Raw genomic sequence first — 25,835 nt, 5'->3', positions numbered from 1 at the left:
AAACGACCTCGCCCCGACCGGGCGAGGCTCTCGCCGCCGCCACCGGCACCCGGCGAAGGAGAGGGCTCGTCTGCGCCGTCCCTTGGGCCTCGCCCCTACTTGACGCGCATCCTGCGGCGGCGCAGTACCACGAATATGCCTGCGAGGACCGCGAGCGCGAAGAGGACGCCGAAGTACCAGTAGGTCGTGAATAGGTCGCCTATGGTCTCCGTGGACGCGTCGGTGATGGCTCCCGACTCCGTGTTGTAGAACTTCGTCGGCTTGCCGGCACCCGTCGTGTCCACCGCGTACGTGTTCGCCCTGCGGGGCGCCGGGTCGACCTTCGTGACGAGCGAGACGCCATCGAAGTACCTGTCCGGGCGGCCGTCGCCGTCAGTGTCGATGAGGTATTGGGTCGTGCCCTTCCCGGCGAAGTCCTTCGCGGTGACCTCGTGCAGCGACTTGGTCACGGGATCGTAGAGCTTGTCCACCTTCGCGTCGCCATCGGCGTCGAAGAGGTACTCCTGGGTCCCGTCCTTGTTGAGGTCCGGGTAGCCGGCGACGAGGGTCCTCACGGTGGAGCTTGGCGCCCAGAAGACGTCGGCCCGACCGTCCTCGTCGGTGTCGAGGAGGAAACTCGCCTCGTTGAACCCTGCTTTCACCTTCAAGACGTCCGTTACGGTCGTGAAGATGTTCTGCGGGTCGGTACGGGGGAACATCTCCTTGAACGACTCGAACCCGTTCTCGTTCGACCGATCCTCGTCGATCGCGAGTTCGATGAGGCCGTCGTCGTCGACGTCGTCGGAGACGAACGGCAAGATGTCGACTTGGAGCGGCACGGTCCGGGCCTCGTCGAGGTTGACGCTCTCGGCACCGAGCGAACGCGCGGTGACCACGATCTCGCCACCCACGGTCACGTCCTGGCGCCGGGGGATGTCGATGGTCATCGTGGTGATGTTCGACGTGCCGTTCGCGACGTTCAACGTGGGATCCGAGAGCGTGATGTTGAACCCTACGAGCGTGCCGGACTCGAAGGTGAGCGAGAAGAGGTCGTTGCCGTTGCCGGTGTTCCCCACCGTTATCGCGACCGTCAAACGGTCTCCCGGGGCACCGCGCACCACATCGGACGCGGTCGAGATGTTGACGCCGTAATCGTGCATCACGGCGCGCAGCGTGGCCGTCGCGGGGGCGGTGCTACTGGCCCTGGCGGTGAAGGCAAGGTCCACCGTGGTCCCCTTCGGCACCGCCGGCGGCGCCGAGAGGTTCACGTAGACCACGTCCGAGCCCTTCGGGGGCACGGCTACAAGGCCCACTTCGCGTCCCGTGACGTTCTGGATCTTCACGGCCCAATTCGTCGGAAGGACCGAATCGTCGACGGCGACCGTGAAGTTGTCCGGCGCGGTCCCGATGTTCCTCACGCGGACCGGGAAGAGGACGAACGACCCGCGCTCGATGAGCTTCACGGGCTCCGGCGTCTCGATGGCGACGGCGACAGTGCCGGTGATCGTGACGTTGACCAAGGTCTGGCCCCAGTTCGCGGGGTTGTCGGCCGACTCGGATCTCAGGAGGAAAGTGCCCGTCGAACCCGAAAGGACGCTCGTCGGCGGCGTGACGATGAAGGAGACGTTCTTCACGCCTCCGGCCGGCACCGAGATCGCCGTAGAGCCCGCTTCGCCTTCCGTGAAGGTCCCACGCCATCCGGAAGGCGTGATCATCTGTTTCGTTATCGTATTCACCGGGACCGGACTCGGGTTCGTTATCGTGAGGAGGAAGGTGACCGTGCCGGCGGGTTCGACCGGCTTCGTCGCCGGCGGGTCCACGCTGAACCGGAGGTCGTTCGGGCCCGAGGACGAGATGACGTTCGCCTGCAACGACACCTCTTGACTGGCGTTCGCCGCATCGCCCTGGGAGGCGACGTTCACCGTGACGCCGTATGTGCCGGGGAGGACGTTCGCGGGGGAGCGAAGGAAGACCGTGACCGTGACGTTCTGGAACGGCGCGATCGTGGCCTGCGACTGCGAGAACGACGTCGTCCACCCCGTGGGCGCAGGCGTGGCGCTGATGTCGAACGTGTCCTTGCTCGAGCCTTCGTTGCGGATGGTCAGACTGAAAGGCGCCGTCTCCCCGGCGTGGATCTCCACGCTACGCTGCGCAACGGGTATGTCAAGGGCCGATCGGAACTTCTGTCCCACGGTCGCCGTGAGCGAGATGGACGCGGGCGACGGAAGACCCGGCGCGAGCGCTTGCAAGACTATCGGCGCGCTTTCGAGGAGTTGCGCATCGGCCGGAGCGCGTACGCGCACGTTCACCTGCGTTTGCGTGCCAGTGGCGTTGTCGCGCGTGTGGTTGTCCTGTGTCACGTTTATCGCCCAGCCGCGGGCGCGTAGGCCCTCGATGCCGCCCGAGATCGCCCCGACGAGGTTGAAGTTCGTCGTGACGCTGTTAGGCAACATGTCGGTGAGCAACACCGTGAAGGTCACGGTCTGCCCGGGATCCACGAACTTGGACGTCTCTGTAGGCACCACTTTCATGATGCGCTTGTTGTCGACGGTCGTGATGTTCAGGAACTCGGGCGTGAAGATCATGGCGGGGACGAGGTCGCCATCGTTCGCCTGGAGACGCCTTTCGACCGTTGCCTCGATGGTTCGCGTCGGCACGTTCGTACTGAACTCCGTGCATTGTGGATTGCCGCAGACGCCGGTTTTGACTCTTGCGAAGAGCGACCCCTCTTCATCCGCATCCTCGGATCCGGCGCAACTGCCGGCCACCGTCGCGTCGCAACTCTTGACGAGCATGTAGATCGCCGCCGCCTCACCGGGCGCCAGCCTGACGGGCAAAAGGACGCCATCGTCCTGCCTCGAGTTCCAACAGCAATCCGTCGAGTTCGCCCCAATCACGAGGACGGGATTTTCCGGCCACAGACCGTTTTGGTCATCACTGAGGTCGGTTTCATTGCTTATGATCTCCACGCGATAGTCCTCGATGGTGGTGCCAGTGTTGGCCAACGTGAACCTGAAGTACGCACGGTTCAGACCGTTGGTGACGGCGTTTCCGCCGCCCAAGCCGGCGCTCTGGTTCATCTGGATGTAGCGTTTGGCCCCGTCGATTGCCACGGGGTTGTTGATGTCGAAGACGGTGAAGGTGAATGCACTCACCGACGTCGCTGTCGTTTTCAACACGGTATCCGCCACCGCCACCGGCCCCGAGACCGACTGCGCTTGGATCTGCGTCGTGATGAAGGATCCCGGGGTAACGTCGCTCGCGGATGCGACCCTGATCTTGAACTCGCCGAGCTCTCCTGCCGCGACGTTGCGGACCTGTTGCGATAGCGGCGTGATGGTCCACTTGGGCGGTACCGCGCTCGTTATCGTTATGTTGAACGAGTCGAAGCCGTTGCCCCGGTTCCAGACGTGGACCGTGTACTCCGTGCTGTTTCCCGCAATGACCGTTTTCGTGGTTTCACGAAGGAACAAAAGCGCTACGCCGGGTTGCTTGCTGTCCGTGACGGTCGTCGTGAGTTGGATCTCGGACGTCGCGCCCGACGCACTTGCAACGCGCACCTTCGCCGTGCTTATCTGATCCTTCACGGCATTGGCCGGGGGCGAAACGAGCGCTTTGACAAGCGTGTACTTCCCCGCCCCGAGTGTCACGACGCCCGCGGAGAGATTGTCCCCGGAGAGGATTATCTGCCAATCGGAGCCTACGGGAAGCTGGATCGAACCCGTCACCGTATAGGTGTCGACGACCGACCCAGTGTTCGTGACATTGAGAAGGAAAGTGGTCGTGCTTGAGGCCAAAACGGTGTGCGTGTCCCGGTCTCCTGGCCACGCCTTGACGTCGACGGAGTACCCACCTATCGTGAACTTCGTATTGGCCTCGCTTTGGAGATCGACACCATCGCGATGCGGGAACTTGCCCGTCACGCGGAACGTGTATTCACCCGGCAACGCGTCGGTCGTGAAGTTCCACATCTGCGGGACGCTGCCGAACTTGTAAAGCTGGAACGTCCGGATCGAGCGATCCTCCGTGAAGTCGTACTTGATCATGCATGCGCTGCTGTTGTCCCCCTTGACGCCGTCACAGTTCGTGACGTTGGCACCAAGCGGCACGAGTCGATTGTTGGGGTCGAGGATGTTCGCGGTCCACTGCGCCTGGCCTGCGGGCGAGCTGTCGTTCCTGTGGGGATTGTCGTTCCCGCCCCAAGCGTCCTTCACCGCGAAAATCGGGCGGACGGTCCGCTGCGCCTGCGGGTCGCCCGGGGACCATTGCGTCTTGACGTTGCCCTGCGGATCCTCGATCCATGAATTGACTTGGATGGCGTCTGGCGAGCGAATCGTAAGCCATGAAACCCAAGGATTCGCGGGGTCGGGATTCTGGGGGTCGACGCCATTTGTATAGACGCTCCACGTCCCCGAAGCGACCGCTTGGCCCGTGGCCGTGTTGAGGCCGCCCTCGAAGCTCACGTTCATGAAGATCAATGAATCGCGCGGGATCTGGAACGGCGCCCCGATGAGCGTCATGGAGGACAAAGATATCTCGTCGTCCGTGGACGTTTGGCCGCCTGTAATGGACTTCGTGATGAGGTCGCGAGAGATCGGTTCCGTGCTGGTGGCCGTCCTGTAGAACGTGTTCACGCGCACGTTGTACGTGACGGTCGCGTCGCCGGTGCCGGCCGTGACGCGATATGGCAACCGGAGCGACAATGAACCAGGTTCGATGGTAATCGGATACTCGGTGACGCCGTTGAACTCCACGCCAAGGATGGCAAGACTCTCTGGCTGGAGGTTCTGGGGCCCATTCGGCGTTTGGATGTCCGGTTGCCGGAATTGGAGCAACGGACCGGTCGCCGGTTCCCCCCCGGTGGCGGACGTGTTGAGGCGCCGCGGATCCATGTTCAACTCGTTCGTTGTCGACGCGTCCTTTGAGTTGTCGCCATTCTTGCGTTCCTTGAAGTTCAATTGGGTGACCGTGGGGAGGTTTTTCCAAGCGGCCTTGATCAGGGCCGGGTTGTTCTCCGGCAAGGTCTGGGTCTGGGCTTGGGCCGGCTGCGCTGGGGCAAGAATGACCACCGCCGGAAGGAGGAGGAGAATCGCGGCTGACGCTACGGCAACTTTACGCATCCCTGTGCTCATTTTGGTTCACCCGTGCTTATCTTACTGTACGACCCCAGCAGCGCCTATGCCGCCTTGGACGCTTGGACGATATATAACCATTTTGGATGAGTCACGCGATTGAATCCACGAGGCGCGATTTTTGTACCAACAGATGGGACAATGACAAAAGTCTTCACTTTAGAACTGGGTGAAAATACAATGTTTTCACGCGGTCGCGAAATGAGCATCGACGCGGACGGGCTGACCGCGGACATCGCTACCGGTCCCGCGGTGCCGATCGGCCGGCCCCCTTATTTCCGGCGGCGACCAGTCGACAATGCCCCTATGATGCCCACCCCGATCAAGCCGAACGGCTCGAACCCGGGGGTCGGGATAGGCCCCGTGGTCGTGGCCGGCTCCGCGTTGAAGAACATCGTGACCGCGTCCTTCGAGCCTCCGGCGCCCACGGCCTCGACGCTGACCGACAACTTGTCGCCGGTGGTCGATGCGTCCGGGGCACGAACCGTCAAGTCACGCGACACCGACGCGCCCCGGGCAAGCGTCAACTGGTTCTTGTCGAACGATGACGTCCAGCCTGCCACACCGACTATGTCGAGCCGCTGCGTGATCGTGTAAATATCCTGGAGGGTGCCGGTATTCGTTATCTTCACGACGATCGTCGCCGTCTTTCCCGGGTTCACGACGCGCGTGGGCGGGCTCGCCTCCAGCCGGACGTCGAACTGCGGGTTGACGATGACCTTGAACTGCACCTTCGCCACGGCCTCCGCCGCGTAACCCGTGAGCGTGATGACATTGATGTCGCCGTCCGCCGCACCCGCCGGGATCGTGACGATCGCATTCAGCGACGCGGTGGAATCGGGCTGGACCGAGGTCGTCTCCGGATCGAGGCGCACCGTCCAATTCGAGGCACCAGGCGGCTTCTGGCCGACGACGAACGTGACGACTTGGCGGTCGTTGCCGAGGTTCTTCGCCGTGATGAGCGCACTCACCGATTCGCCGGGTTTCCCGCCCAAGTCGCCGCCGGGGACTCGTAGCTCGAGACGGTTCTGAGGGATGATCGAGACGTTCACCGTGACGTTCGTCGTCGTGTTAGACTCGAAGGCGTAGACGGAGACGTTGTACCGGTACACGCCGGGAAGGACGAAGTCCGGGATGAGGGTCATGTTGACCTCGATGTCCGTGGGATACGCATCGACGGTCGGACGCATCGAGAACTTCGTGATGTTCGGCGTCACGCCGAGGCCGGATGCGTTGCCGATCGTCACTTCGTACGACTCGTACGCGCTGCCGTTGTTACGCACCTGCACGGCGATGTGGTTCTCGGCGCCGGGGATGACCTCGAACGGAACGTGCTCGTCGTTGACGATGACGAGGCGCGTCTCGTAGGCGAGCTCGAAGGAGCGTAACTGGCCGTTTCCACCGGACACGCTATCAGGCGCAGCGGCGACCCGTGTGAGGTTGTTGTTGTAGTAGGCGATGGCCACGCGGGGGATCGGCATCGACACGGCCCATATCGCCTGCGAGCTCTCGTTCACATAGGCGTGCATGGCACCTTGTCCGACCGAGACGATGTACTTGCCGTCGGGCGTGATGTCGGCCGAAACCACGGGGTTGAAGACCTGGTCGTCCCACGCCTTCACCAACAGGTCCCCTTCGAACTTGTAGAGCGAAACGAACGATTCGTCGCCGACCACGACGTGGCTCCCGTTCGCCGCCACCTTCACTTGATAGATCTTCCTTCCGATGTTGATGACCTGTGGCGGGCTCACTTCGCCGTTTCCGTTAGAATCCATACCGTTGCGGAAATAGTAGAGTTTGCCGCCGGCCGTACCGGCGACCACTTTCTTGCCGTCCTCCGAGACCGAGATGCTCGTGATGTCGCCGCCCACCGTCTCTTTGATCGTGTAGTTGAAGAGAAGGCGCGAACCCGCCGCAGGCGTGTTCACCGGCGCGCGGTACTTCTCGTTGAAAATGAGGACCTCCCCAAACGGTTTCCCCTGGTCGGGCCCGCTCTCCTCATTGCGGCGTGCCCCGGCCACGATCCATTCGCCGGTGCTGTTCATCGCGACCGAGAGTACCGAGCCCTTGGTCTTGTACTGCCAGACATCGTCGCCTTGTTTGTTGAACCCGTAGACGGTGCTATTTGACGGGGCGAGGCCCGTGCCGACGACGACGATAGTGCCGTCCCAGTTGATCGCGATCGCGTTGATCGTGCCTGGGAGTTTCTTCGTCCACTCGGGGTTGAGCTTGCCGGCCACGCTGCTCCCGGCAAAGTCTTGGTTCTCGCCGTTCCCGAACGCGCTCACCTTGCGGTTGTCAAAGAACCAAAAATCCGTCGATGGCACGGGATTGGGAGGCGCGCCAGGCAGGTTCAGGCCGCCCACCGAACCGTCGTAGCCTGCGCCGCACGCGGAAAAATTCCCGTCGCCAGACATCGCGACGGCCTTCATCCCGTCGAGAGACTCCGAATCGTCCGGCAGTGCCGCCAGTACACCGGTCACGACGTTCAGAAGGTAACAATCGTAGTCTATGTTTGCGGGGCCGGGAATGCGGGCGGTCCCGATCTCCTGGTACCCGGCGATGACGAAGTCGCCGGACTTGGACGTCGCGAGCGCCGAGCCGTTGGGCGAGCCCGTCGATGCCGACCATTTCTCCGGCGGCAGGGCCGCCTCGGCGCCGGGCGCGAGCGCAGTGACTGCCAAGGCCACGAGCAACGCGACCCCAAAGAAATACACGACGCGTTCTCTCATCGTGCCGCTTTCGAGGCGCGTGTTTCCCTTAAGGTTTCCTACAACGGGCAGCGGCATGGTGCTCTAATCCGGTCCTCGGCGGCGACGCGCCGTGACACTCATGATCGCGACGATGGCGACCCCCGACAAGAGTAGTGGGACTTCGGGCCCGGGGAGTCCGTTCCCCTGTTTCTCCGCGGCGCCGACGACGGCCTTCAATTGGAGCACCCGCACGATGGAGCCTTTCCCGAGCGACTTCAACTGCACGTCGATCGTGACGACGTCGTCCGGCTGCGCCGCATTCGGCGCCGTCACCGTGAGTTTCACTGTCTTCTTCTGGTTCGCGTTGAGTTCGAAGGCAGGCGTGTCGAAGGTCGCCGTCCAGCGGTCCGCCTGGGCGCCCGTGAGCACCGCGTTCACCTGGTAGTTGTCGATGGTGTTCCCGTTGTTCTCCGCCGTGATATTGAAGACCTGCGAGCCGCCGTGGCTGATGGTCACCGTCGAGGGGTTTGCGGTGAGAAGCCCCGAGAAGCGGGGATTGATGCGGGCCGTCACCGTGAGCGTCCACGAGGCGCTTCCGGAGGGGTTCTTCGCGACGATGGTGACGATGTTCACTTCGCCGTCGACGCCGTCCCGCGGAGCCTCGATCGTGAGAGCGACGGTCTCTTGGTCGCCCATCGGGACGCTGACGGTCCTCGGTTCCACTGTTATCCGCCAGCGGCCTTCCTTCGTCGGAGGCTGCGAGGCCGAGAGTTCGAAACTGTCGGCGGCGTTCCCGGTGTTTCGAACCACGATGTCCACGGTCTTTATCTCGCCCTGGTTCAAGCCGACGTCGCGCGTGTCGGTGAGGAGTTCGACGTCGCTCGTCGCGCCGACGTTCAAGGTCAACGACACGACCTTCGACACCGTCTTCGAGCTCGCGGAGACGTTGAACTGGAGTTTGCCGGGCAACTCTCCGGCGGGGACCAAGACGTTCAGGAACACGACGCCCGTCTCGCCAGGGCGCACCGTCAAGCGGTCTTGCGACAGGCTGGGCGAGTACGCCGCTTTCGCGTTCGTCCCGAGCGCGAGTACCTCGACGGTGCTTCCGGCGTTGACCAGCCTGATCTCGAACGACGCCGTCTCGCCCGCCTTGGCGCTCAACGTGGCGGAAACCGCGCTCACCGTGAGGTCGACGACCTGCTTCCAACCGAGAAAACGGGTCCCGGCTCCTGCCGAGAAGAACAGGCCGTCCGCGGAGGTCGCAACGGTGGTCGGCGCGCTTGTGCCTGTGACGAGGCTCCAAAGTGGGGTGGCGGATTCCTTGTAGAAACCGTGAAGCTTGTCCGCGGCGGCGAACGAATACGACCCGTCGTCGGCGATGACGACGTCGTTCACCCGGGAGGCGGCCTTGTACGTCCCGGTCTTGTCCGCCCGGAAATTGCCGCTTGCCGCCACCTGGTAGAACTCCACGTCGCCGTTCTCGTAACCGACCATCACTCGCGAGCCCGTGGCGTCAAGCGCGAGGGTCGTCACCGGGACACTCGCCCCGCCGCTCGTCTTCTTGTTGGATTGCCAGGAATCGTCGGGCGCGGAGATCGCCGAACCCTTGTTCCGGACGAGGATGAACGACCCATCGGTGAGCCCGTACGCGAAGAGACCGCCGTCCTTGCTTATCGCGAGCGCGACTATCGGCAGCGTGTAGTTGTTCGCGAAGCGCACCGCCGTCGAGCCGGCAAGACGCGAGCCCTCGGGGATCGCCGTCGTGTCGAGAAGGTAGACGGCGCCGCCGGAGCCGCCTTGGACGAGGCGCGCCCCGCCGGCGAGCACCCATTTCCCGTCGCCGCTCATCACGACGCCTGCGACGTGCCCGTAGGCGGTGAAGTTGAACGCCTCCGTCCCGACCGTGCCCTTGTTCCTAAGTACCCAGACACGGCAGATGGTCGCCTGGCCGAGGAAGCCGCCGACGATGCCTGTGCAGGCGTTGTTCGATGACGTCGTCGCGACACCGATGAGCGCCCCGTCGTCGGAGATAGCGACACCGTTCACGGTCCCACCGGTCTCGATGTCGAACTGCCAAAGGGCCGAACTCTGCGTCCCGGATCGGACGCAATTGTAACTGTAACCCGTCACGTGCCGGTTCGGCCCGCCCGCGACTATGAACTGGCCCGCCTGCCCGGCCGCACCGCGCGCGAAGGCGACGCTGGTGCGCCCTTCCTCCGCCGTGCTGTTGTCCTGCTCCCGGCAGTACTCTTTCTGCCCAAGGAAGCTGTACACGACGAACTCGTCGTCCGAAAGGTCGTCCGGGCGATCCGAATAGGAAGCCGCCGCGTAAGCGCCCGACGCGTCCATCGCCACTTCCGAGACGGAAGGACTCGTGTCGACGGAGAGTGCGACCCCGGGCTCGGCGCCGACCGCCGTGGCGCCAGGGCTGGTCGCAAGGAACGTGACGATCAGGAGCATCGAACCGGCTAGGACGAAATCCGCTTCCCTTCCCATTGCATCAACCACGCGGGCGAGCCGTACACGTCGGCGGGCCGCCGGCCGAGCGGGGCCGGACGCTCTACGCCGACGAGGTGACGAGCGCAAGCGGACCATCGAACGACTTTTGTTTAATAAGTATATGTGTTGTTTGTGGCCGCGTCGCTCCGTTTCGGAGTAATGGCGGCGGCCTACTTTTTCCGGCCGCCCACGCGCTAGCCTATGGTGCAAGGCGAACCCAAACACTCTGTGGCGAAGAGCCGCACGCGATGAATCACTGCTTGGAAGAACGCCGCGACGAACCCGCAGGGGTCCCTGCCGGAGCCGCGGGCCTCGGCGTGGACCCGCCCGCGCCCTGTTGGAGCGAATTCAATGCGGACTGGAGTTCGCTTTGTAGCGCCGTGAGGCTCTCTTTCACCTTCGCCTCCTGTTTCTTGAGGGATTGGAGCTTGACTTCGGCCGTCTCCTTCTCCTCGCCAAGCTCCGTCTTCACCTCGTCGCGGCCCTTGGCGCGCACCAGGAGCGCCCCGGCCGAGCGGTAGATCGGCGCATCGCTTGCGATCTTTTCCAGCTCTTCGAGCGTCTTGTCGAGTTCGCGCACCTGCATCTCGAGTTGGAGACGCTGTTGGATTATCATCTGCGCCTGTTGCTGCATCTGCTGGAGGCGCTGCAACTGTTGGCGCATCTGCGGGGGGAGGTCGTCCGCGGACATCCCCATCAGGCGTCGCCTCCTTGCAGGCTAGCGCGACGAGCGACCTCTTGGACCTCGATGGACGTCTTCATCCACCGCATGTAGGAGTTTAGTCCCGCGCGTAGCGACGCGGGGTCCTTCGCATCAAGACGAAGGACGATCTTCGAGCCCTTGATCTGGAACGCCCGCTTGACGCGCGGGAATTCGGAGGAGAATTCGGGAAGAAGCGCTTCGTATGCCACCCGCGCCTCGCGCTGGGAGTCGAAGGCGACCTCGAGGTCGGCGCTGAACCCGCCGCTCGGAGGGGAAGAAAGAAGCGTGGCACCCGTGGCCCGGCTCATGTCAGAACGCCTTGACCTTCTTTGCGACCGTCGGGCGCTCCTTGTAGAACACCTTCGAGCCGCAGTAGGGGCAGCGCATGCCGATGTTGTTCGCGTCGAACTCTACGGGTTTCCTGCAGCGGCCGCAACGGTAGTTCATCGGTCCGTCGCCTCCTCTACGACTATCGGGACGGGTTTTCGCCCTTCCAGTATGTCGCGGATCGTGCGGAACACTATCTTTCCGGCCGGCGTGTCCGGGATGTAGGCCCCACCGGCGAACTTGTAGTCGCACTTTCTGCATTGCCAGATGGAAGTCGAGACGCGTTTCACCTTCAATGCTCCGCACCCGGGACACGCGTGGTAGAGCCGTTGCTTTGCCTCGACCTCGCGCACGCGGCGCCGGATCGACACACCGTACCGGGCGCCGAAACGGCCGACCGATTTGACCTTCTTCGTTCTCTGGGCCATGAGAGTCACCGACAGCCCGAGGAGGGGCTGGAGGGCCGACTATTATGGTTACCATATTTAAGGGTTTGGAGGAGTGGAGACGGCCTGGCCGCGGCGTCCTCCCGGACGTTGCCCGGCATGGACCGGTCCACGGCCTACAGGCTTTTCACGTGGTCTTGAAGCATCCTGCGGATGTCGTTGCCCTTGACACGCGACATCGCGATGATGTGCTTCACCTCTTCCTTCGTGAAGCCGCCTTCCTCTCCCTTCTGCATCGCCCGGATGTCGCCGTTCTCGTCAATCGAGACGGAAAGGCGCGGTGATCCGACCTGGTCCTCGGTGAGGCTCGGGTCGAAGGCGATCTTGTCTCCGATCTTCATCGCCGTGCACGTTATCGGCCAGTGGTTGATGGGAAGCGGCACGTCAGGGATGTTGAGGCCTTTCTTCATGTTCGGCACCTTCGCCGTCATGAGGGCCGCCATCGCCCCGAGGGCGCACGCGTCGATGAGGTTCCCGTCGTAGTCGAGGATGTGGCTGTCGATGAAGACCATCCAGACTTTTTCGCCCGGCTCGATGCAGAGCTTGTCGAAGTCGATGGTCTCGGTCTCGCGGATGCCGCGGTCGACCACACGGGCGAGCTCGATCGATTTCTGGCTCGGCGGTCCCTTTTCGAAGTCGGGGCTCGCCATAGGCAGCATCTCGGCAGCCGTCGTCATCACGCCAGAATTCGGGGAGTCTGGGTAGGGTGTGCCGATCTCGCACTTGATCCCTACGACCACCTCCGTGTCGCCGATATGGACGCGCGCGGACCCCTCGGCCTGCTGCACGATGCCGGTCTCGATGCGTATCGGGCGGTACTCGTCCCATGCGCGACCGTCGTACCTCTTGCCGCTCTTGGCCATCTGGAGGATGTAGTCGCGCTTGATCTCGCTCACCATGTGCGATTCCACCATCAGCGTTCACGCTCCACGATCTCTTCGGCCGCGTTAGGCTCCTCGACGGGCTCGAACCCGCCTTCCTGGCCCTCTTCGCCCTCGTCCTCGCCTTGCGGCACCACGTCCTTGTACTTCCTTCGAAGGGCGTCTTTTTGCAATTCGAATATCTCGTAGCACGCGCGGTGCGCGAGGTCGAACGCGGTCTCGAACTGTTCGTCCGTGAAGTGTCCGTCCATCTGGAGGAGGACCACCTCGCCGGTCTTCGGGATCACCGCCATCGGCATGTCGCTGTCGCCGTAGTTGTCCTCTTCGCGGCCGAGGTCCAAGACGACGTGGTCGTCGACCTTTCCCGCCGCGCAGGCCGCAACGAGGCCCCGCATGGGGATGCCGGCGTCGGCGAGCGCGACGCTCGCGGCCGTAAGGCCCGCGCATCTACTGCCGGCTTCGGCCTCGATTATCTCCACGAAGATGTCGACCGCGGTGCGGGGGTAAAGCTGTGTGAGGATCACGGGCGCCAACGCCTCGGAGGTCACTTTGCTGATCTCCTGGCTACGCCGGTCCGGGCCGGGCCTCTTTCGCTCGCCCACGGAGAAGGCGGCCATGTTGTACCTGCAGCGCACGATCGCCCTCGTCGGGTTCGAGTCGTGGCGCGGGTGGACTTCGCGGGGTCCATAGACCGCGGCCATCACCTTGTTGCCGCCCCATTCGAGGTAGCAGCTTCCGTCGGCGCGCTTCAACACTCCCGCGTCGATGCGGATCGGTCTCAGTTCATCGGGGCGGCGTCCGTCGATCCTGCGCCCGTTGTCAAACAGTTTCAATCCTTCTGGTGCTTTCAATCCATTCACACTCTTGGAAATCTATTGTCCTTCTCCGCCGGAGCCTTCTTGGTTGTCGCGCGGCGGGCCCCTGTTTCCTCCGCTTCGCCGATCGCCGCCACGGAATCCTCCGCCGCCGCGCCTGTCGCGGCCACCGCCGCCGCGCCGGTCGCCGCCACGGTATCCTCCACCGCCGCGTCGGTCGCGGCCACCGCCGCCCCTCCGGTCGCCGCCGCGGAATCCTCCGCCGCCGCGCCGGTCACCGCGGTCGCCTTGCCCGTAGCCGCCGCGAGGTTCCTCGCGCGACTCGCGCTCTTCCTGTTCGCGCTGTTCCTGCGCAAGTTTCTCGGCGCGTTCGACCACTTCCCAGCCTTTGGCGTCGGCAAGAAGCGCCTTGATCGAGTCGGTGAGGCCGGAAAGATGCGCCTCCGCCTCGATCTTGCGGATGCACGCGGTCGCGAGCGCCACGTCGGCGGGTTCCCCGTCGATCCAGATGACGCCGTTCTGGCCCACGAACATCCTTGTCGACGTCGCGTTCTTCACGAGGCCGATCATCGAGCCGTTCCTCCCTACGATCCGGGCCACTTTGGACGGCGCCACTTCGAAGACGAGGCCGCCCGTGAGCTTCCTGCATTGGCGGTCCTTCATGGTGACCTGGACCTTCTTGATCTCGTCGACGTGGAATATCTTGATGAGCACCGTGTCGCCGGTGTTGAGGAACTTCGCCGTCTCACCGAAATCGACGCGCCACGGCACGTCGTTCACGTGCATGCCGACATCGGACGGCGCTCCTATGCTGATGTACCAGTTCGACGGGCCGGTCTCGACGACGGTGCCTATCACCATGTCGCCGCGCTGCGGGTCGTATCTCCCGGAGAGCGAGATGACGTTCACTGTGTCGCCGCGTACCGCCTTTAGGCCAAGGCGCATCGCGTAGATGCGGTTTCCTTCCTTGTACGTGTTGGCCCCGGGGCGTAGCTGCCCCGAATCGTCCACCAGGTCGCCCGGGATGACGACTTCCTTCGCTGTTCCTTGTTCAGTCATGGATAGCACTCTCATTTCACTAGCTTCGTCTCGTTGTCGCCGCCGGTCTTCTCGTTCAACCTGTCGTAGAATTCCGTCTGCATACCGGCCGGCATCTCGACGACCCCCACCCACGACCCGTCCGCCTGCCATTCCTCGCGGACGAGCGTCCCTGCCCCTTTGACGAGTCCGTAGGCCTTCGCGGCCTGTAACGCCGGCAGGTGCACTGCGACCTTCACGGATTCGAAGCGGATGGGGATGAGCGGCTTCAAGTGGCCGAGGATCTCCTTCACCTGCTCTTCGACGGACTTGAAGGGGTCCACGTGGACCTTCGCCTCGTCCATCGCGTTCTCGATCCGCAGCGGCGGGTGCGGTGTCCCCGTCTGGGGATTGATCGCGTTTCGCACGATGGTGCTCACGATGAGTTTGCGCTTCTGCTCCTGGAGCACGCGGCGCTGCTCGGTGGTGAGTTGCATCTCGCCCTTGTGGAGGATCTGCTTTGCCACCTCGGCCACGTCGTTCGTCCCGAACGTCTCCTTCACGGTCGTTTCGCCGGCGTGGTCGCCTTTCTTGGCGTCCTTGAAGATCGCGTCGATGGCAAGATGCTCGGAACTGCTGAGCTCGGTCTTCCCCTTCGACTCCTTGAACTTGAGGGCGAAGTCCGGGTCTACGAGTATCTCGAACTTGTGGCCGTGGCTCTCGAGCCGAGCGATTATCGCCTTCTCGAGGGTGACCACGTTCTCACCTACTGTTGACGCGCGACGGCGTCGAGGTACCGCTTGACCTCTTCACCGGTCAGTTTGCGGAAGTTCTCTGTCTGCGTGACCACACCCATTTCGAGCGCAGGCGCGTTCAGTTTGCCTTCGGTCGCGCGATACAGCGCCTTGAGTCCGAGCTGTATCGCCGGGTCCTTCTCGAGTCCGTCACGGAACTCTTCCTCGAACACTTCCATGACAGTGGCCCTGCCCGCACCGATGGACGAGGCCTTGTAAGCCATGAGGGCACCAGACGGGTCGGTCTCGAAGAGATGCACGCCTTCAGAATCGCAACCCGCGACAAGTAGCGCCGTGCCGAAGGGGCGCACACCGCCGTACTGCGTGTAGGTCTGCTTGAAATCGCATATTTTCTTGACGAGCGTCTCCACTTCGATCGCCTCGTCGTAGGTGACGCGGTTCATCTGGGCGTCGATGCGGGCGCGGTCGACGAGGACGCGCGCGTCAGCCACAAGCCCCGACGTCGCGCAACCCACGTGCGTGTCGAGCTTGAAGATCTTCTCGATCGACTGCGGCTCGATGAGGTGGCTTGTTATGCGCTTGTCGACGATGAGGACGACGCCGTCCTTGAATTTCACGCCGACCGTCGTCGTCCCGCGCTTGACCGCTTCCCTGGCATACTCGACCTGGAACAGGCGGCCATCGGGGGAGAAGACGGTGATGGCCCTGTCGTACATCTGTGCTGGCTGCATACGTTCACTCCTTTCGTGTTGCCGCGTTTGCCGCGGCGTTGTTCAATGGGATTCGTTCCATCCCCGTTTATGGACCGGCAAGAGCCATATCCAGTCAGGCGCGCGGTCGGCGTTTTCCGCGACGCGCGTCTTCGGGGCGATCCGGTGCTAAAAAACTCTTTTAGCCCTGGTCACTCGCAACCCGTGGAAACGGGGCGCGGTATAAAAGGGTTGCGCGGGACCTTTTACAAAAGGTCCATCAAGAGTGCGCCGCCTCGGCCTCTGGGCCTCGCTGACGCGGAACGGTCGGCCGGCCGTGGTCGCGTGGCGGACGTCACGACCGTCGAGCCGGACGGCGCGATGTCAACGGATGACGGTGCCATCATCGTGGGAGGCCGATCGTCGTCCAGAAGCCGGCCCTCCTCCATCGTCATAGACGACGTCGAAGCCCACGGGGTTTCGACTTTCCCGGAGGCGTTGGGCCGCGAGAACGACAACGCCCGCGTCTGGGCACAGTAGGCCCGAACCGGCTCTTCAACGGCGACTTCTCATTGGCCGTGCCGGGGGCGCCGTTTGCGTACGGTCGGTAAGGGTCGGGGACCGCCAACGCCGACCCTGTCATCCTCTTTGTGAGCCGAGGCGGCGACGCCAAGCTCCGGACCCTCGGCATCGCCGGGACCGTATTCGGCGGACCCGCGTTCGTCGGATTGAGCAATGAGCGGCTTGCTTATTCCGGCCTCTTCGACGAAGTGACGTTCGAGATGACCGACAACGGCGGCGCGGTTCTCCTAGGCACCTACATGGGTTGACGTGTCCCCCGGAATCATAAAACAAAGAAGATATAACCCCCGGGGAATGGAAAGGCATGCCTGGCCCTCTTGGGTCAGAGGTCGGCGGTGTCCCCGTCCCCCTGGGCGTCCTAATCTTCCTCATCATCTTCCTCGGACTTTTTTCCACTTTCACGATCGGGGCCACGCTTTCCCGGGCGCGGCCGGCCGCATCAAGGCCAAGTGGTCTCTGGGGGAGTGCCGCCTTGCCGCCGCCGGACCTCTTGAGCCTCATCGATACGGTCGCGCACGCGAAGAAGCCGCTTGCCACATCGGCGGAACCAGTTGAACCGCGTAGACCGAGCGCCTTCGGCCTCAATGCGTCCACTGTCGTCGAAGGGGGATCGGCCTCGGAGAGAATCCGTGCGCTGGATTGGATCGACATCGATGTCCCGACACGGAACGCGGACGAGATCCTCCGGGCTTTCCTGCGCGTCGGCTGGCAAGCGAAGGACACGGGAAGGACCGTGACGACGGCGGAGGACGAGGACGCACTGACCACCCTTTCGATCGTCTTCCCGTCGGTGGGATCCCCGACCGGGCATTCGAGCTCGGCCGAGGAAGCGGTGGCGATGGTGGATCGCGGACCGACAACGTCCTCGATGGAGACGCCCGGCCGAAAGGGCACGACGATGCGCGAGACTACCGAGCCTCTCGTACTGAACTCGGTCTTCGCAATCGGCGACCTCCTCATCGGCGACGGCGTCGAGACGGAGACGGATTTCTCTGCGACCGGCGACGTGACCGTCGGGAAAGGAGCATGCGTTCGCGGGCACGTGCGGGCCGGCGGCGACCTGCGCCTTCGCAGCGACGCGGTAGTGGGTGACGTCTCATGCGGCGGCGAGCTGTATCTTGAGAAAGGGGCGCGGATCTCTGGAAGCGTCGAGGCCGCGCGCGGCCTGAGTTCCGGGAGCCGATCCCCATCGGAGACAGGCCCATCCCGAGAATGAGACGACGCGCCTCATGGAAAACGGGCAAGCTGCAGTTTTCGAATACGAAGCGCGGCCAAGCCCTGGAGGTACCGTCGGTCGCCCGCGTCACTTCAGCTTGAGGGCCGTCAATATCTCGGCCAATCCTTCATCGGTGATGGGCTTCCTTAGGAAGTGGCGCACGCCCGCCGCCATGGAGCGGGTGACTTCCTCGCTCTCGCGACCGAGCGAGGTCACGGCGACGATCTTAGCCTCCGGGAATCTCTCAAGTATGTGTTCCGCCAGCGTGTTCCCGGGGATCCCGGGCATGACCATGTCGAGGAAGACGACTTCGGGCTTGTAGTCGTAATAAAGTTTCAGGGCCTCTTCGGCGTTCTTCGCTTCAAGGACATCCGCGAACCCCGCCGCTTTGAGCTTGTCGCTCATGAACATGCGTATCGCGCGGCTGTCGTCGACGATGAGTGCGCGACCGAGGGGCATTCGACTTCCGTCTCCACCACTCGAACGGTCCTCTATGGATGATAGCCTTTTCCAAAAGCCTCAAGCGCCGGGAACGCCGGGCTTCGACTGTGCCGCGACCTCCGACTCGATGTTCTTGGCGTCCGATTCACCGATCTGTAGGTCGCGGCGGAGCCTCGCGAACACCGCCCGCTCCTTCTCGGTTATGAGGCCGTCCTCCATCGCGGCCTCGACAGCGCCACGGTAGACGAGCAGTTTTCGGTAAGCGACGTAGTCCCCCGTGTTCTTGACACCGGGCATCGCGGCTTCGGCGACGCGGTCGGCGGCGCGCTGGAGTGGAGCGAGCCCCAACAGCATCAAGCCTGCCAGGAGGCCGCCGGCCAGCCAATCGAACTGCGTCTCGAGGAAAGATTCGGCAAGCTTCGTGCCGACCACGAACACGACGACGAACGCGGCGGCAACTGTCCCCCGGCTGATGCCCCACTTGATGCGCAGGTTCACATCGAAAAGCTGCGTGCGGAGGATTCCGTACGAGAGGAGGGCGAGGAAGAGCAGAGTGACCACCGGAAATCCGGTGTTCACGACGACGTACCGGGTGTCGCCAAGACGAGGCAACCAGAGTTGGGCCGTGGCGAGCGCCGCGTAAAAGACATCACGCGTCCCGAAGGCGACGACGTACGCCTTGGCACGGGCCTTTGATGCGCTCTCCGGTGGGGCCTCGACGTAGGCCGCGTAGGCGACGCCGAGACCATACACCATTGTCAGAACGAGGATGCCGAAAAAGTGAAAGTAGTAAGGACCCACGATTCCGACCCATGGGTTCAGAGTGCCGGGGGTGAGGCCCCCAAGGAAAAGCGATGGTGCCAAGATAGGAACTAGGGGGGCGATCGCGGCTGAGGCAGCGAGCACCGGCCTCACGTGCCAGACGGCCAATGGGCGGGCGAGCGACGAGGATAGTGTAGATAGGAATAGGAGGTATATTGGAAGGAGCGCGAACCCGGCTGCTAATCCAACGACGTTGAACGCGAATGCGTGTTCCGGGACGTCGGTCGACATCCGGAAGCCATACGCGGATCCGACGGCCGCGCCCTCAAGGAAGACCAACAACGCGAGGAGACGATTCTGAAGGCGCCAAGGCGCGGCCCGCCAGACCGTGACCGAAAGGATTGCCGCAACGGGCAGAACCACCAACCCGGGGAGTCCAACCCAAGTGAAAACGAAGCCCACGGCACACCAGGGGGCCGAGTTCTATTAACCCTAGCGTCGGGAGGGACCCTGGCATCGGCAGCACATCCCGATAACCGATATGAATAGGAATCGACTTGGCGGAAACCTCTTCCAAGAGCCTTCAAACGGACCGAGGGGTCGCGGGTCGTTCGACGATCGAGCGCCGCAAGATCAACGCGCCCGTCAACACCTCGTGGCCACGGCGAGGATACTGGGGACGCCATGGGGATTCCAGACGAAGTCCACGCGCGGACCACAACGTGATGCCCGCATGAACGCTGCCGGAAGATCCATGTAGTACGTACAAGTACCTACACGGAACGCTTATTAAGGGGAAGCACTTTCCCGCCATCCCCAAGATAAGACCGCTTTAGAGCGCGTCTTGATGGAGGAACAGTCATGCCACGAAAACCCGGCTCGATGTACCGCGAAGTCAGCCAGATGGCCTACACACGGCGCGAGTACATGGGTGGCGTCCCCGGGAGCCGCATCACCCAATTCGACATGGGGAACTCGAAGGCGAACTTTCCGGTCGAGATGACGCTCGTCGCGGACGAGACCTGCCAGATCCGCCACATCGCGTTGGAGGCGGCGCGTATCTCGGCCACAAGGGTCCTCACGAAGTACGCCGGCGCCACAGGTTTCCATCTCAAGGTCCGCTTGTATCCGCACCACGTGCTTCGCGAGAACAAGCAGGCGTCGGGCGCCGGCGCTGACCGTGTCTCGCAAGGGATGCGCGGCTCATTCGGCAAGGCCGTCGGGACCGCAGCGAGGGTGACGCCGGGCCGGAAGATCATGACGGTCAAGTGCCAAGTGGAGCACTTCCAATGGGCAAAGGACGCCCTTCGCAAGGCGAACATGAAGCTCCCGACGCCATGCCACATCCTTGTTGAGCGCGGGGCCGAGCTCGTTCAGTAGTTGGGGCTCGCGGGCTAGGCCATTGAGACCAAACGCTTTCCATCAATGCACCACCGGTGCGTCGAACACGGACTTTTGTAACATTTGTGGCGTTTCCTGCACGCTGGCCCAATTGCCCACGAATGTGATGTTGCCGTCACAAGTTTCCGGGCGTCGCGCAAACCTTTTTCTACAAAGTGATGCAATCCGTCACCATGCGGCCCGAACCAGGTCTCTTGCCAGAAAACCTGCTCAAGGCCCAAATCGACCTCGCGGGCCGGATCGTCCTCGCCGACGAACAAGGCGGCCTCGTGCGAGAACTGCGCGACCGCCTCGATTTCACTCAGACGGACATGGCGCGCCTCCTGGGGATACGCCGCGAGACCCTTTCACGGATAGAATCGGACAGGCTCACACCGTCCACACGGCTCATCGTGACCCTGTCACGCATGCATGCTCTGGCCCGCGGCGTGCGTGAACACCTCGCCGACCGGGAGCGCCAAGACTTGGAACCCGACCACGATTACATGGCGATGCTCGGGAACGCCCTTCGTCTTCCACGAAACGTCGCCTCCGAAGTCATAATCGCATCCATCAACGGTTACGAACTGAAACGGAAGCAGATCCTCCAGGAGCTTGTGAAACGATGAAATGGGTAGTCTGGGCAGGAAGCGTCGGCAGGAAAGACCTCGTGCAAGTCGGCGGCAAGGGAGCGAACCTCGGCGAGCTCCTGCAGCTAGGACTGCCGGTGCCTCCCGCTTACGTGGTGACGGCCCACGCCTTCACGGATTTCCTCCAAAAGACCGGCGCCGGCGAGAAGATCTTCAAGATGCTGGATTCGACGAGCGTCGACGACACCAAGGCGCTGCACGAGACCGCCGACGAGGTGCGCGCCTTGATCCTGAAAACACCGATGCCCGAGGACCAGGCGAAGGAGGTCACGCAGGCGTACGCGACGCTCTCCGCAAAGGAGAAGAGCGAACTCTTCGTCGCCGTTCGGTCGTCGGCCACCGCGGAAGACCTCCCCGAGGCGAGCTTCGCAGGCCAACAGGACACGTTCCTCTACACTCGAGAGGAGAACCTGCTCGAGAACGTCCAGAAATGCTGGGCGAGCCTCTACACGCCGAGGGCGATCTTCTACCGCGTCAAGAACAAGTTCGACCACAGGAAAGTCGCGATAGCGGTCGTCGTCCAGAAGATGGTGAACAGCGAGAAATCGGGCGTCATGTTCACCAAGCACCCGACCACCGGCGAGGCCAAGGTCATCATCGAGGGCGCTTGGGGGCTTGGCGAAGGTGTGGTCTCCGGCGCCGTCTCACCGGACAACTACGTCTGCGGCGCCGACGGACAGATCATCGCAACGACCATCGCCAGCAAGGAGACGCAGTTCGTGCGGGGAAAGGCCGGGGGCACCATCACCGAACGCGTCGACGCGAACCGGAGGCAGGCGCGTGTCCTCGACGACAAGGAACTCGCCCGACTTTTCAAGGTAGGCCTCAACATCGAGAAACATTACGGAAGTCCCCAGGACATCGAATGGGCGCTCGAGGCCGGGGAACTCTACATCCTCCAAGCCCGCCCCATCACGACCATCAAGAAGAAGGCGAGCCCCACAGCGGGGATCGGCGCCTCGAAGAAGGAAGGTGCCGACGGCGACTCGAAACCCATCCTCGTGGGACTAGGAGCAAGCCCTGGGACCGCCGCAGGCGAGGTCGTTTACCTCAAGGACGCAAGCGAGCTTGACAAGTGCAAAGACGGGAACATCCTAGTGACCACGATGACCATGCCCGACATGGTGCCCGCCATGAAACGCGCTGTGGCGATCGTCACGGACGAAGGCGGGATGACCTGCCACGCCGCGATAGTGTCCCGCGAACTCGGGATACCCTGCATCGTGGGGACCAAGCAGGCGACGAAGGTCCTGAAGACGGGGATGCTCGTGACGGTCGACGGGGAAAAGGGGATGGTGTACGGCGGAAAGGTCGCTTCGAGCGAAAAGCCGAAGGAAAAGACCGAGGCCGCGGCCGCCCGCGTGACCTCGAAGCCTGTGACCGCGACGAGCGTCAAGGTGAACATCTCGATGCCAGAGGCGATCGACCGGGCACTCGCGGTCGAACCCGACGGTGTCGGCCTCCTTCGCATCGAACACATCGTCATCGGCCTCGGGACGCACCCTCTGACGCTCATCAAAGCGGGCAAGGAAGGCGTCTACGTGGACTACCTCGTGGACAACATCCGGAAAGTCGCCGACCCCATGTACCCGCGCCCGGTGTGGGTGCGCACCCTCGATGCGCCGACGGACGAATTCAAACTCATGAAAGGCGGCGAGTCGGAACCGCACGAGCACAATCCGATGCTCGGCTGGCGCGGGATACGACGCGGCCTCGACCAGCCGGAGCTTCTTACGGCGGAGTTCAAGGCCATAAAGAAACTCCACGAACTTGGCCTCACGAACGTCGGCGTCATGCTCCCGCTCGTACAGCACCCGGACGAGATCCGGGGCGCGAAGGCCGTCATGCGAGCGGTCGGCCTCGAGCCGCACAAGCACGTGGTCTTCGGCATCATGGTGGAGATCCCCGCGGCGGCACTCATCATCGACGAGCTTCTTGACGAGGGGTTGGACTTCGTGAGCTTCGGCACCAACGACCTCACACAGTACACCTTGGCGGTGGACCGGAACAACGAGAACGTCGCAAAGATGTACACCGAGTTCCACCCGGCGGTCGCGAAACTCATCAAGATGACGATCGACGCATGTGAGAAGCGCGGCGTCGAATCGTCGATCTGCGGCCAAGCGGGAAGCAACCCCGCCTTCGTCGAGAAGCTCATCAAGTGGGGGATCACCTCCGTCTCGACGAACATCGACGCATTGGCACGCGTGAGGGAGATGATCGCCCGCACCGAGACGAAGATACTGCTCGAGAAGGCGAGGAAAGACGCGGTTCGATAGGGCGTGAAACGACGGCAGGAAAGCCTGCAAGGCCACCGGGGCTCTTCCACGGCCTTCTCGGGACGAGGGGACCGCCCGCGCCGCTCGAAGGGTTCGAGCGCAGGGTCGCTTCCCAAAACGGTGAGGACGGCGTCATCGAGGAGATATTCCGCCGGATAAGGACGACCGACCGTTTCTTCGTCGAGTTCGGCGTGGGCGACGGCTCCGAGTGCAACACCGCGCACCTTCTACACGCCGGCTGGCACGGCGTCATGATGGACGCAAGCGGCGGCACTGCCATCGGGGGCGCTGGGGACGACACTAGGGCGTCCACGGGCGCGGCCCGCCGTCCCGACAAGACGCAAGCAAAGGTGCACCGTGAGTTCATCACGGCCGAGAACGTGAACGCGGTCTTCGAGCGCCACAAGGTCCCGCGCGTCTTCGACCTTCTCTCCATCGACGTCGATGGGAACGACTACTGGATCTGGAAAGCACTGGGACACCGGCCGCGCGCCGTCGTCATCGAGTACAATGCCCACATCCCGCCCGGCGAGTCGCGCTCGATCGCGTACGATCCCGGTTTCAAGTGGTCGCTCACCGATTACTTCGGGGCAAGCCTCTTGGCGTTGGCACGCCTCGGGAAGGCCAAGGGGTATGAGCTCGTGTATTGTGAAAAGGCGGGTGTCAACGCGTTCTTCGTGGAGGCGACGCTCGCGCGCCGGCATTTCCTCCTCTCCCCGGTGGAGGGCCATTACCGGCCTCCGAACTACGGGTACAGGGGGTTGTCCCACCCGAAGGATCCGGAAAGAAAAATGATAGAAGTCTGAAGCCCGGCCACCCGCGGCCCCGGCCGCTTGCCGGGGACGTTGCGCAGGCGAACTGGCACGAAGGAACCGTACCCATCCCCATCTTAAGCGAGGCCGCCTATTCGACGACCTTGAACACGCGCGCGTTGTCACGCGCCCGTTCCGGGACCAAGACGCCCACCGATTGGCCAAGCCACGCTTGTGGCACGGGCCGGTGGTCGAGTTGGAGGCTTTTCACCGTCTCCCAGATGTCCGTCTCGCTACCCACGATGTGGATCTTGTCCCCGACCTTGAGCATTCCGCGCTCAAGCTCGACGACAGCCGCGTGGACCTTCGGATAGTAGTGCTTGACCTTGCCTATCATGAGCTCGGTCATACGCTCCCAATTGTCCGTTTCTTAGTACTTGAACCTGCGGGCAGGGCCGTCGATTGTGCGGGTTGAGATTTTCGATGCGGGGCCCCGTGCTCGCCGCCAATGGTTGATATTGACGCCTGGCGCGCGCCTTCGCCCGGAAGAGGCCGCGGCGCCGCGGCCGCGCGCCTCCCGCTCGAAAAACGCCTATTTTTTCCCTGTCCCCGGGCGCTTCAACCGCTTCAACGTCTTCGAGAAGACGCCCATCAAGCGATAGTACTCCCACTTCGAGAGCTGTGCCCTCCCGAGAACGCGCCTGAAAGACATCGCCGTGTGCTTACGGCGGTGGGCCGGGAACTCCAACGCGTCGATCAGTTGGTCGAAATAGTCGAAAAGCCGCGTCTTGTCGCCGGCCGCGGCATGACGCCGGCGCGGGGTCTTCGCCGAGGCGTTGAAGAGCTCGTAGAAGACGACCGCCCCTGCGTGGCTCAGGTTCATCGAATCGTAATCCTTCGAGGTCGGGATCGTGACGACGGTGTCGCACTTCTCGACCTCCTCGTTCGAAAGGCCCGCGTCCTCACGGCCGAAGAGTATCCCGACGTCGCCCGACATATCGTTGGCGCGCGCCGCGAACTCGCGCACCGTCAGGGGGTTTCTCAAGTGGTGGCGGTCGTTCCACGTGACCTGCGCCGTGGTCGCCACCGTGTGGTGAAGGAGCGCGAGCGCGTCGTCGATGGACTTGAACACGCGCGCATTGTCCAGGACGTCGCTTGCATGGACGGCCATGACGTAGGCCTCGGGCTTGAGCTCCGGCGGGTTGACAAGCCAGAGAGAGGCGAGCCCGAAGTTCTTCATCGATCTCGCGATGCTGCCGACGTTTCCAGGGTGCTTCGGTTCGACGATGACGACGTGGAAACGTGTCGCCGGCTTCGAATTTTCGGCGCCCGAGAGGTCCCGTCGGGGCCCAGCGGCGGATCTTGGCGGGGCCCGCGTCCCCACGGCCGTCACATCACCGCTTCGACGTGAGCTCTGCTTCCTTCGCCTCGATCTTCGCCTTGTAGCGGTCCGGAAGCCTGCGGGCGATGTCCGTGAGCTCCTTCTTCGCTGTCACGAACTCGCTCTTCTTCTGGGTGGCTATCATCTCTCCGAACTTGCGGCGGGTGATTATCTGGTCGCCAAGATACCAAGCACCCGTGAGAAGGACCAGGGGGCTGATTATCTGGACCCATAGGTTCCACTTGCCCGTCGCGTCGATCTGCGCCAGGTATTCGGCAAAATAGTCCTTCGAGATGGCTGAACCCCACCAGCTCCAAAGCGTCACCGCGAGGCCGACGACGAAGACCAGCGCTGAGATGACGAGCATGTTGTTCTTCAAGAACTTGGCGAGGAAACCCATGGGGGCACCGCGACGCATAAACGACGCCTCTTTTAAAGTTTTTCTGGAGCCGGAGA

General features: G+C 63.1%; 24 protein-coding genes. 7 read left to right on the top strand and 17 right to left on the bottom strand.

All coding sequences use genetic code 11. The features are described from left to right. Positions 1-95: 95 nt before the first annotated feature. From HY556_01835 to psmA, 12 genes are all read right to left on the bottom strand, one after another. Positions 96-5,099 carry a hypothetical protein gene (locus HY556_01835; GenBank protein MBI4392527.1) on the bottom strand — a complete coding sequence of 1,668 codons (5,004 nt, stop codon included), beginning with the start codon at positions 5,097-5,099 and terminating at the stop codon, positions 96-98. Positions 5,100-5,383: 284 nt separating this feature from the next. Next, positions 5,384-7,843, bottom strand: coding sequence for a hypothetical protein (locus HY556_01830; GenBank protein MBI4392526.1), 2,460 nt, complete (start codon positions 7,841-7,843; stop codon positions 5,384-5,386). Between the two features lie 63 nt (positions 7,844-7,906). Beyond that, positions 7,907-10,300, bottom strand: coding sequence for a hypothetical protein (locus tag HY556_01825; protein MBI4392525.1), 2,394 nt, complete (start codon positions 10,298-10,300; stop codon positions 7,907-7,909). Between the two features lie 256 nt (positions 10,301-10,556). Continuing rightward, a complete protein-coding gene (locus HY556_01820) occupies positions 10,557-11,000 on the bottom strand; it encodes a prefoldin subunit beta (protein MBI4392524.1) in 444 nt (147 codons plus the stop codon). Then, on the bottom strand, positions 11,000-11,314 hold the full coding sequence (locus tag HY556_01815) for a hypothetical protein (protein ID MBI4392523.1): 315 nt from the start codon (positions 11,312-11,314) through the stop codon (positions 11,000-11,002). The genes HY556_01820 and HY556_01815 overlap by 1 nt, the downstream gene beginning before the upstream one ends. Position 11,315: 1 nt before the next feature. Then, positions 11,316-11,453, bottom strand: a complete 138-nt coding sequence (locus HY556_01810; GenBank protein MBI4392522.1) for a DNA-directed RNA polymerase subunit P — start codon at positions 11,451-11,453, stop codon at positions 11,316-11,318. Beyond that, positions 11,450-11,761 (bottom strand): 50S ribosomal protein L37Ae, encoded by a 312-nt coding sequence (gene rpl37A, locus HY556_01805; protein ID MBI4392521.1) that lies wholly within the window; start codon positions 11,759-11,761, stop codon positions 11,450-11,452. The genes HY556_01810 and rpl37A overlap by 4 nt, the downstream gene beginning before the upstream one ends. A 134-nt stretch (positions 11,762-11,895) precedes the next feature. Continuing rightward, complete coding sequence (locus HY556_01800; protein MBI4392520.1) at positions 11,896-12,693, bottom strand: exosome complex protein Rrp42; 798 nt, start codon at positions 12,691-12,693, stop codon at positions 11,896-11,898. After that, the gene (locus HY556_01795) at positions 12,693-13,511 is read right to left on the bottom strand and encodes an exosome complex exonuclease Rrp41 (GenBank protein ID MBI4392519.1); all 819 of its coding nucleotides are present in this window, start codon (positions 13,509-13,511) and stop codon (positions 12,693-12,695) included. Before HY556_01795 ends, HY556_01800 begins: the two co-directional genes overlap by 1 nt. Positions 13,512-13,532: 21 nt before the next feature. Beyond that, entirely contained in the window at positions 13,533-14,534 is a 1,002-nt protein-coding gene (locus HY556_01790) for a hypothetical protein (protein ID MBI4392518.1), read from the bottom strand. Positions 14,535-14,545: 11 nt separating this feature from the next. Beyond that, complete coding sequence (locus HY556_01785; protein MBI4392517.1) at positions 14,546-15,250, bottom strand: ribosome assembly factor SBDS; 705 nt, start codon at positions 15,248-15,250, stop codon at positions 14,546-14,548. 8 nt (positions 15,251-15,258) lie between these two features. Further along, on the bottom strand, positions 15,259-15,978 hold the full coding sequence (gene psmA, locus HY556_01780) for an archaeal proteasome endopeptidase complex subunit alpha (protein MBI4392516.1): 720 nt from the start codon (positions 15,976-15,978) through the stop codon (positions 15,259-15,261). Between the two features lie 303 nt (positions 15,979-16,281). Here psmA and HY556_01775 point away from each other — a divergent pair, with 303 nt between their 5' ends. The 3 genes from HY556_01775 (at position 16,282) to HY556_01765 (ending at position 17,734) form a co-directional block, all read left to right on the top strand. Beyond that, a complete protein-coding gene (locus tag HY556_01775; protein ID MBI4392515.1) occupies positions 16,282-16,476 on the top strand; it encodes a hypothetical protein in 195 nt (64 codons plus the stop codon). 110 nt (positions 16,477-16,586) lie between these two features. After that, the gene (locus HY556_01770; protein ID MBI4392514.1) at positions 16,587-16,766 is read left to right on the top strand and encodes a hypothetical protein; all 180 of its coding nucleotides are present in this window, start codon (positions 16,587-16,589) and stop codon (positions 16,764-16,766) included. 56 nt (positions 16,767-16,822) lie between these two features. Continuing rightward, a complete protein-coding gene (locus tag HY556_01765) occupies positions 16,823-17,734 on the top strand; it encodes a polymer-forming cytoskeletal protein (protein MBI4392513.1) in 912 nt (303 codons plus the stop codon). A gap of 87 nt (positions 17,735-17,821) precedes the next feature. Here the strand turns inward: HY556_01765 and HY556_01760 are convergent, their stop codons facing one another. Both HY556_01760 and HY556_01755 read right to left on the bottom strand, forming a co-directional pair. Then, the gene (locus HY556_01760; protein MBI4392512.1) at positions 17,822-18,193 is read right to left on the bottom strand and encodes a response regulator; all 372 of its coding nucleotides are present in this window, start codon (positions 18,191-18,193) and stop codon (positions 17,822-17,824) included. A 60-nt stretch (positions 18,194-18,253) separates the two neighbouring features. Beyond that, positions 18,254-19,360, bottom strand: a complete 1,107-nt coding sequence (locus HY556_01755) for a hypothetical protein (protein MBI4392511.1) — start codon at positions 19,358-19,360, stop codon at positions 18,254-18,256. Positions 19,361-19,798: 438 nt separating this feature from the next. Between HY556_01755 and HY556_01750 the strand changes: the two genes are divergently transcribed. From HY556_01750 to HY556_01735, 4 genes are all read left to right on the top strand, one after another. After that, positions 19,799-20,317 (top strand): 50S ribosomal protein L16, encoded by a 519-nt coding sequence (locus tag HY556_01750; protein ID MBI4392510.1) that lies wholly within the window; start codon positions 19,799-19,801, stop codon positions 20,315-20,317. Between the two features lie 194 nt (positions 20,318-20,511). Further along, complete coding sequence (locus HY556_01745; GenBank protein MBI4392509.1) at positions 20,512-20,946, top strand: helix-turn-helix domain-containing protein; 435 nt, start codon at positions 20,512-20,514, stop codon at positions 20,944-20,946. After that, entirely contained in the window at positions 20,943-23,246 is a 2,304-nt protein-coding gene (gene ppsA, locus HY556_01740; protein MBI4392508.1) for a phosphoenolpyruvate synthase, read from the top strand. Before HY556_01745 ends, ppsA begins: the two co-directional genes overlap by 4 nt. Before the next feature lie 134 nt (positions 23,247-23,380). Then, positions 23,381-24,052 (top strand): hypothetical protein, encoded by a 672-nt coding sequence (locus tag HY556_01735; GenBank protein ID MBI4392507.1) that lies wholly within the window; start codon positions 23,381-23,383, stop codon positions 24,050-24,052. Between the two features lie 97 nt (positions 24,053-24,149). Here HY556_01735 and HY556_01730 read toward each other — a convergent pair whose 3' ends face one another. The 3 genes from HY556_01730 to HY556_01720 form a co-directional block, all read right to left on the bottom strand. Then, the gene (locus HY556_01730; protein ID MBI4392506.1) at positions 24,150-24,407 is read right to left on the bottom strand and encodes a translation elongation factor-like protein; all 258 of its coding nucleotides are present in this window, start codon (positions 24,405-24,407) and stop codon (positions 24,150-24,152) included. A 183-nt stretch (positions 24,408-24,590) separates the two neighbouring features. Continuing rightward, positions 24,591-25,391: an RNA methyltransferase gene (locus HY556_01725; GenBank protein ID MBI4392505.1), complete on the bottom strand. Its 801-nt coding sequence runs from the start codon at positions 25,389-25,391 to the stop codon at positions 24,591-24,593. Position 25,392: 1 nt separating this feature from the next. Then, complete coding sequence (locus HY556_01720) at positions 25,393-25,779, bottom strand: DUF3198 domain-containing protein (GenBank protein MBI4392504.1); 387 nt, start codon at positions 25,777-25,779, stop codon at positions 25,393-25,395. Between the last annotated feature and the right edge of the window lie 56 nt (positions 25,780-25,835).

The organism is Euryarchaeota archaeon, assembly GCA_016207515.1.
Taxonomy (GTDB): Archaea; Thermoplasmatota; SW-10-69-26; order JACQPN01; family JACQPN01; genus JACQPN01.
This window is presented reverse-complemented; position numbering and strand designations above follow the sequence as displayed.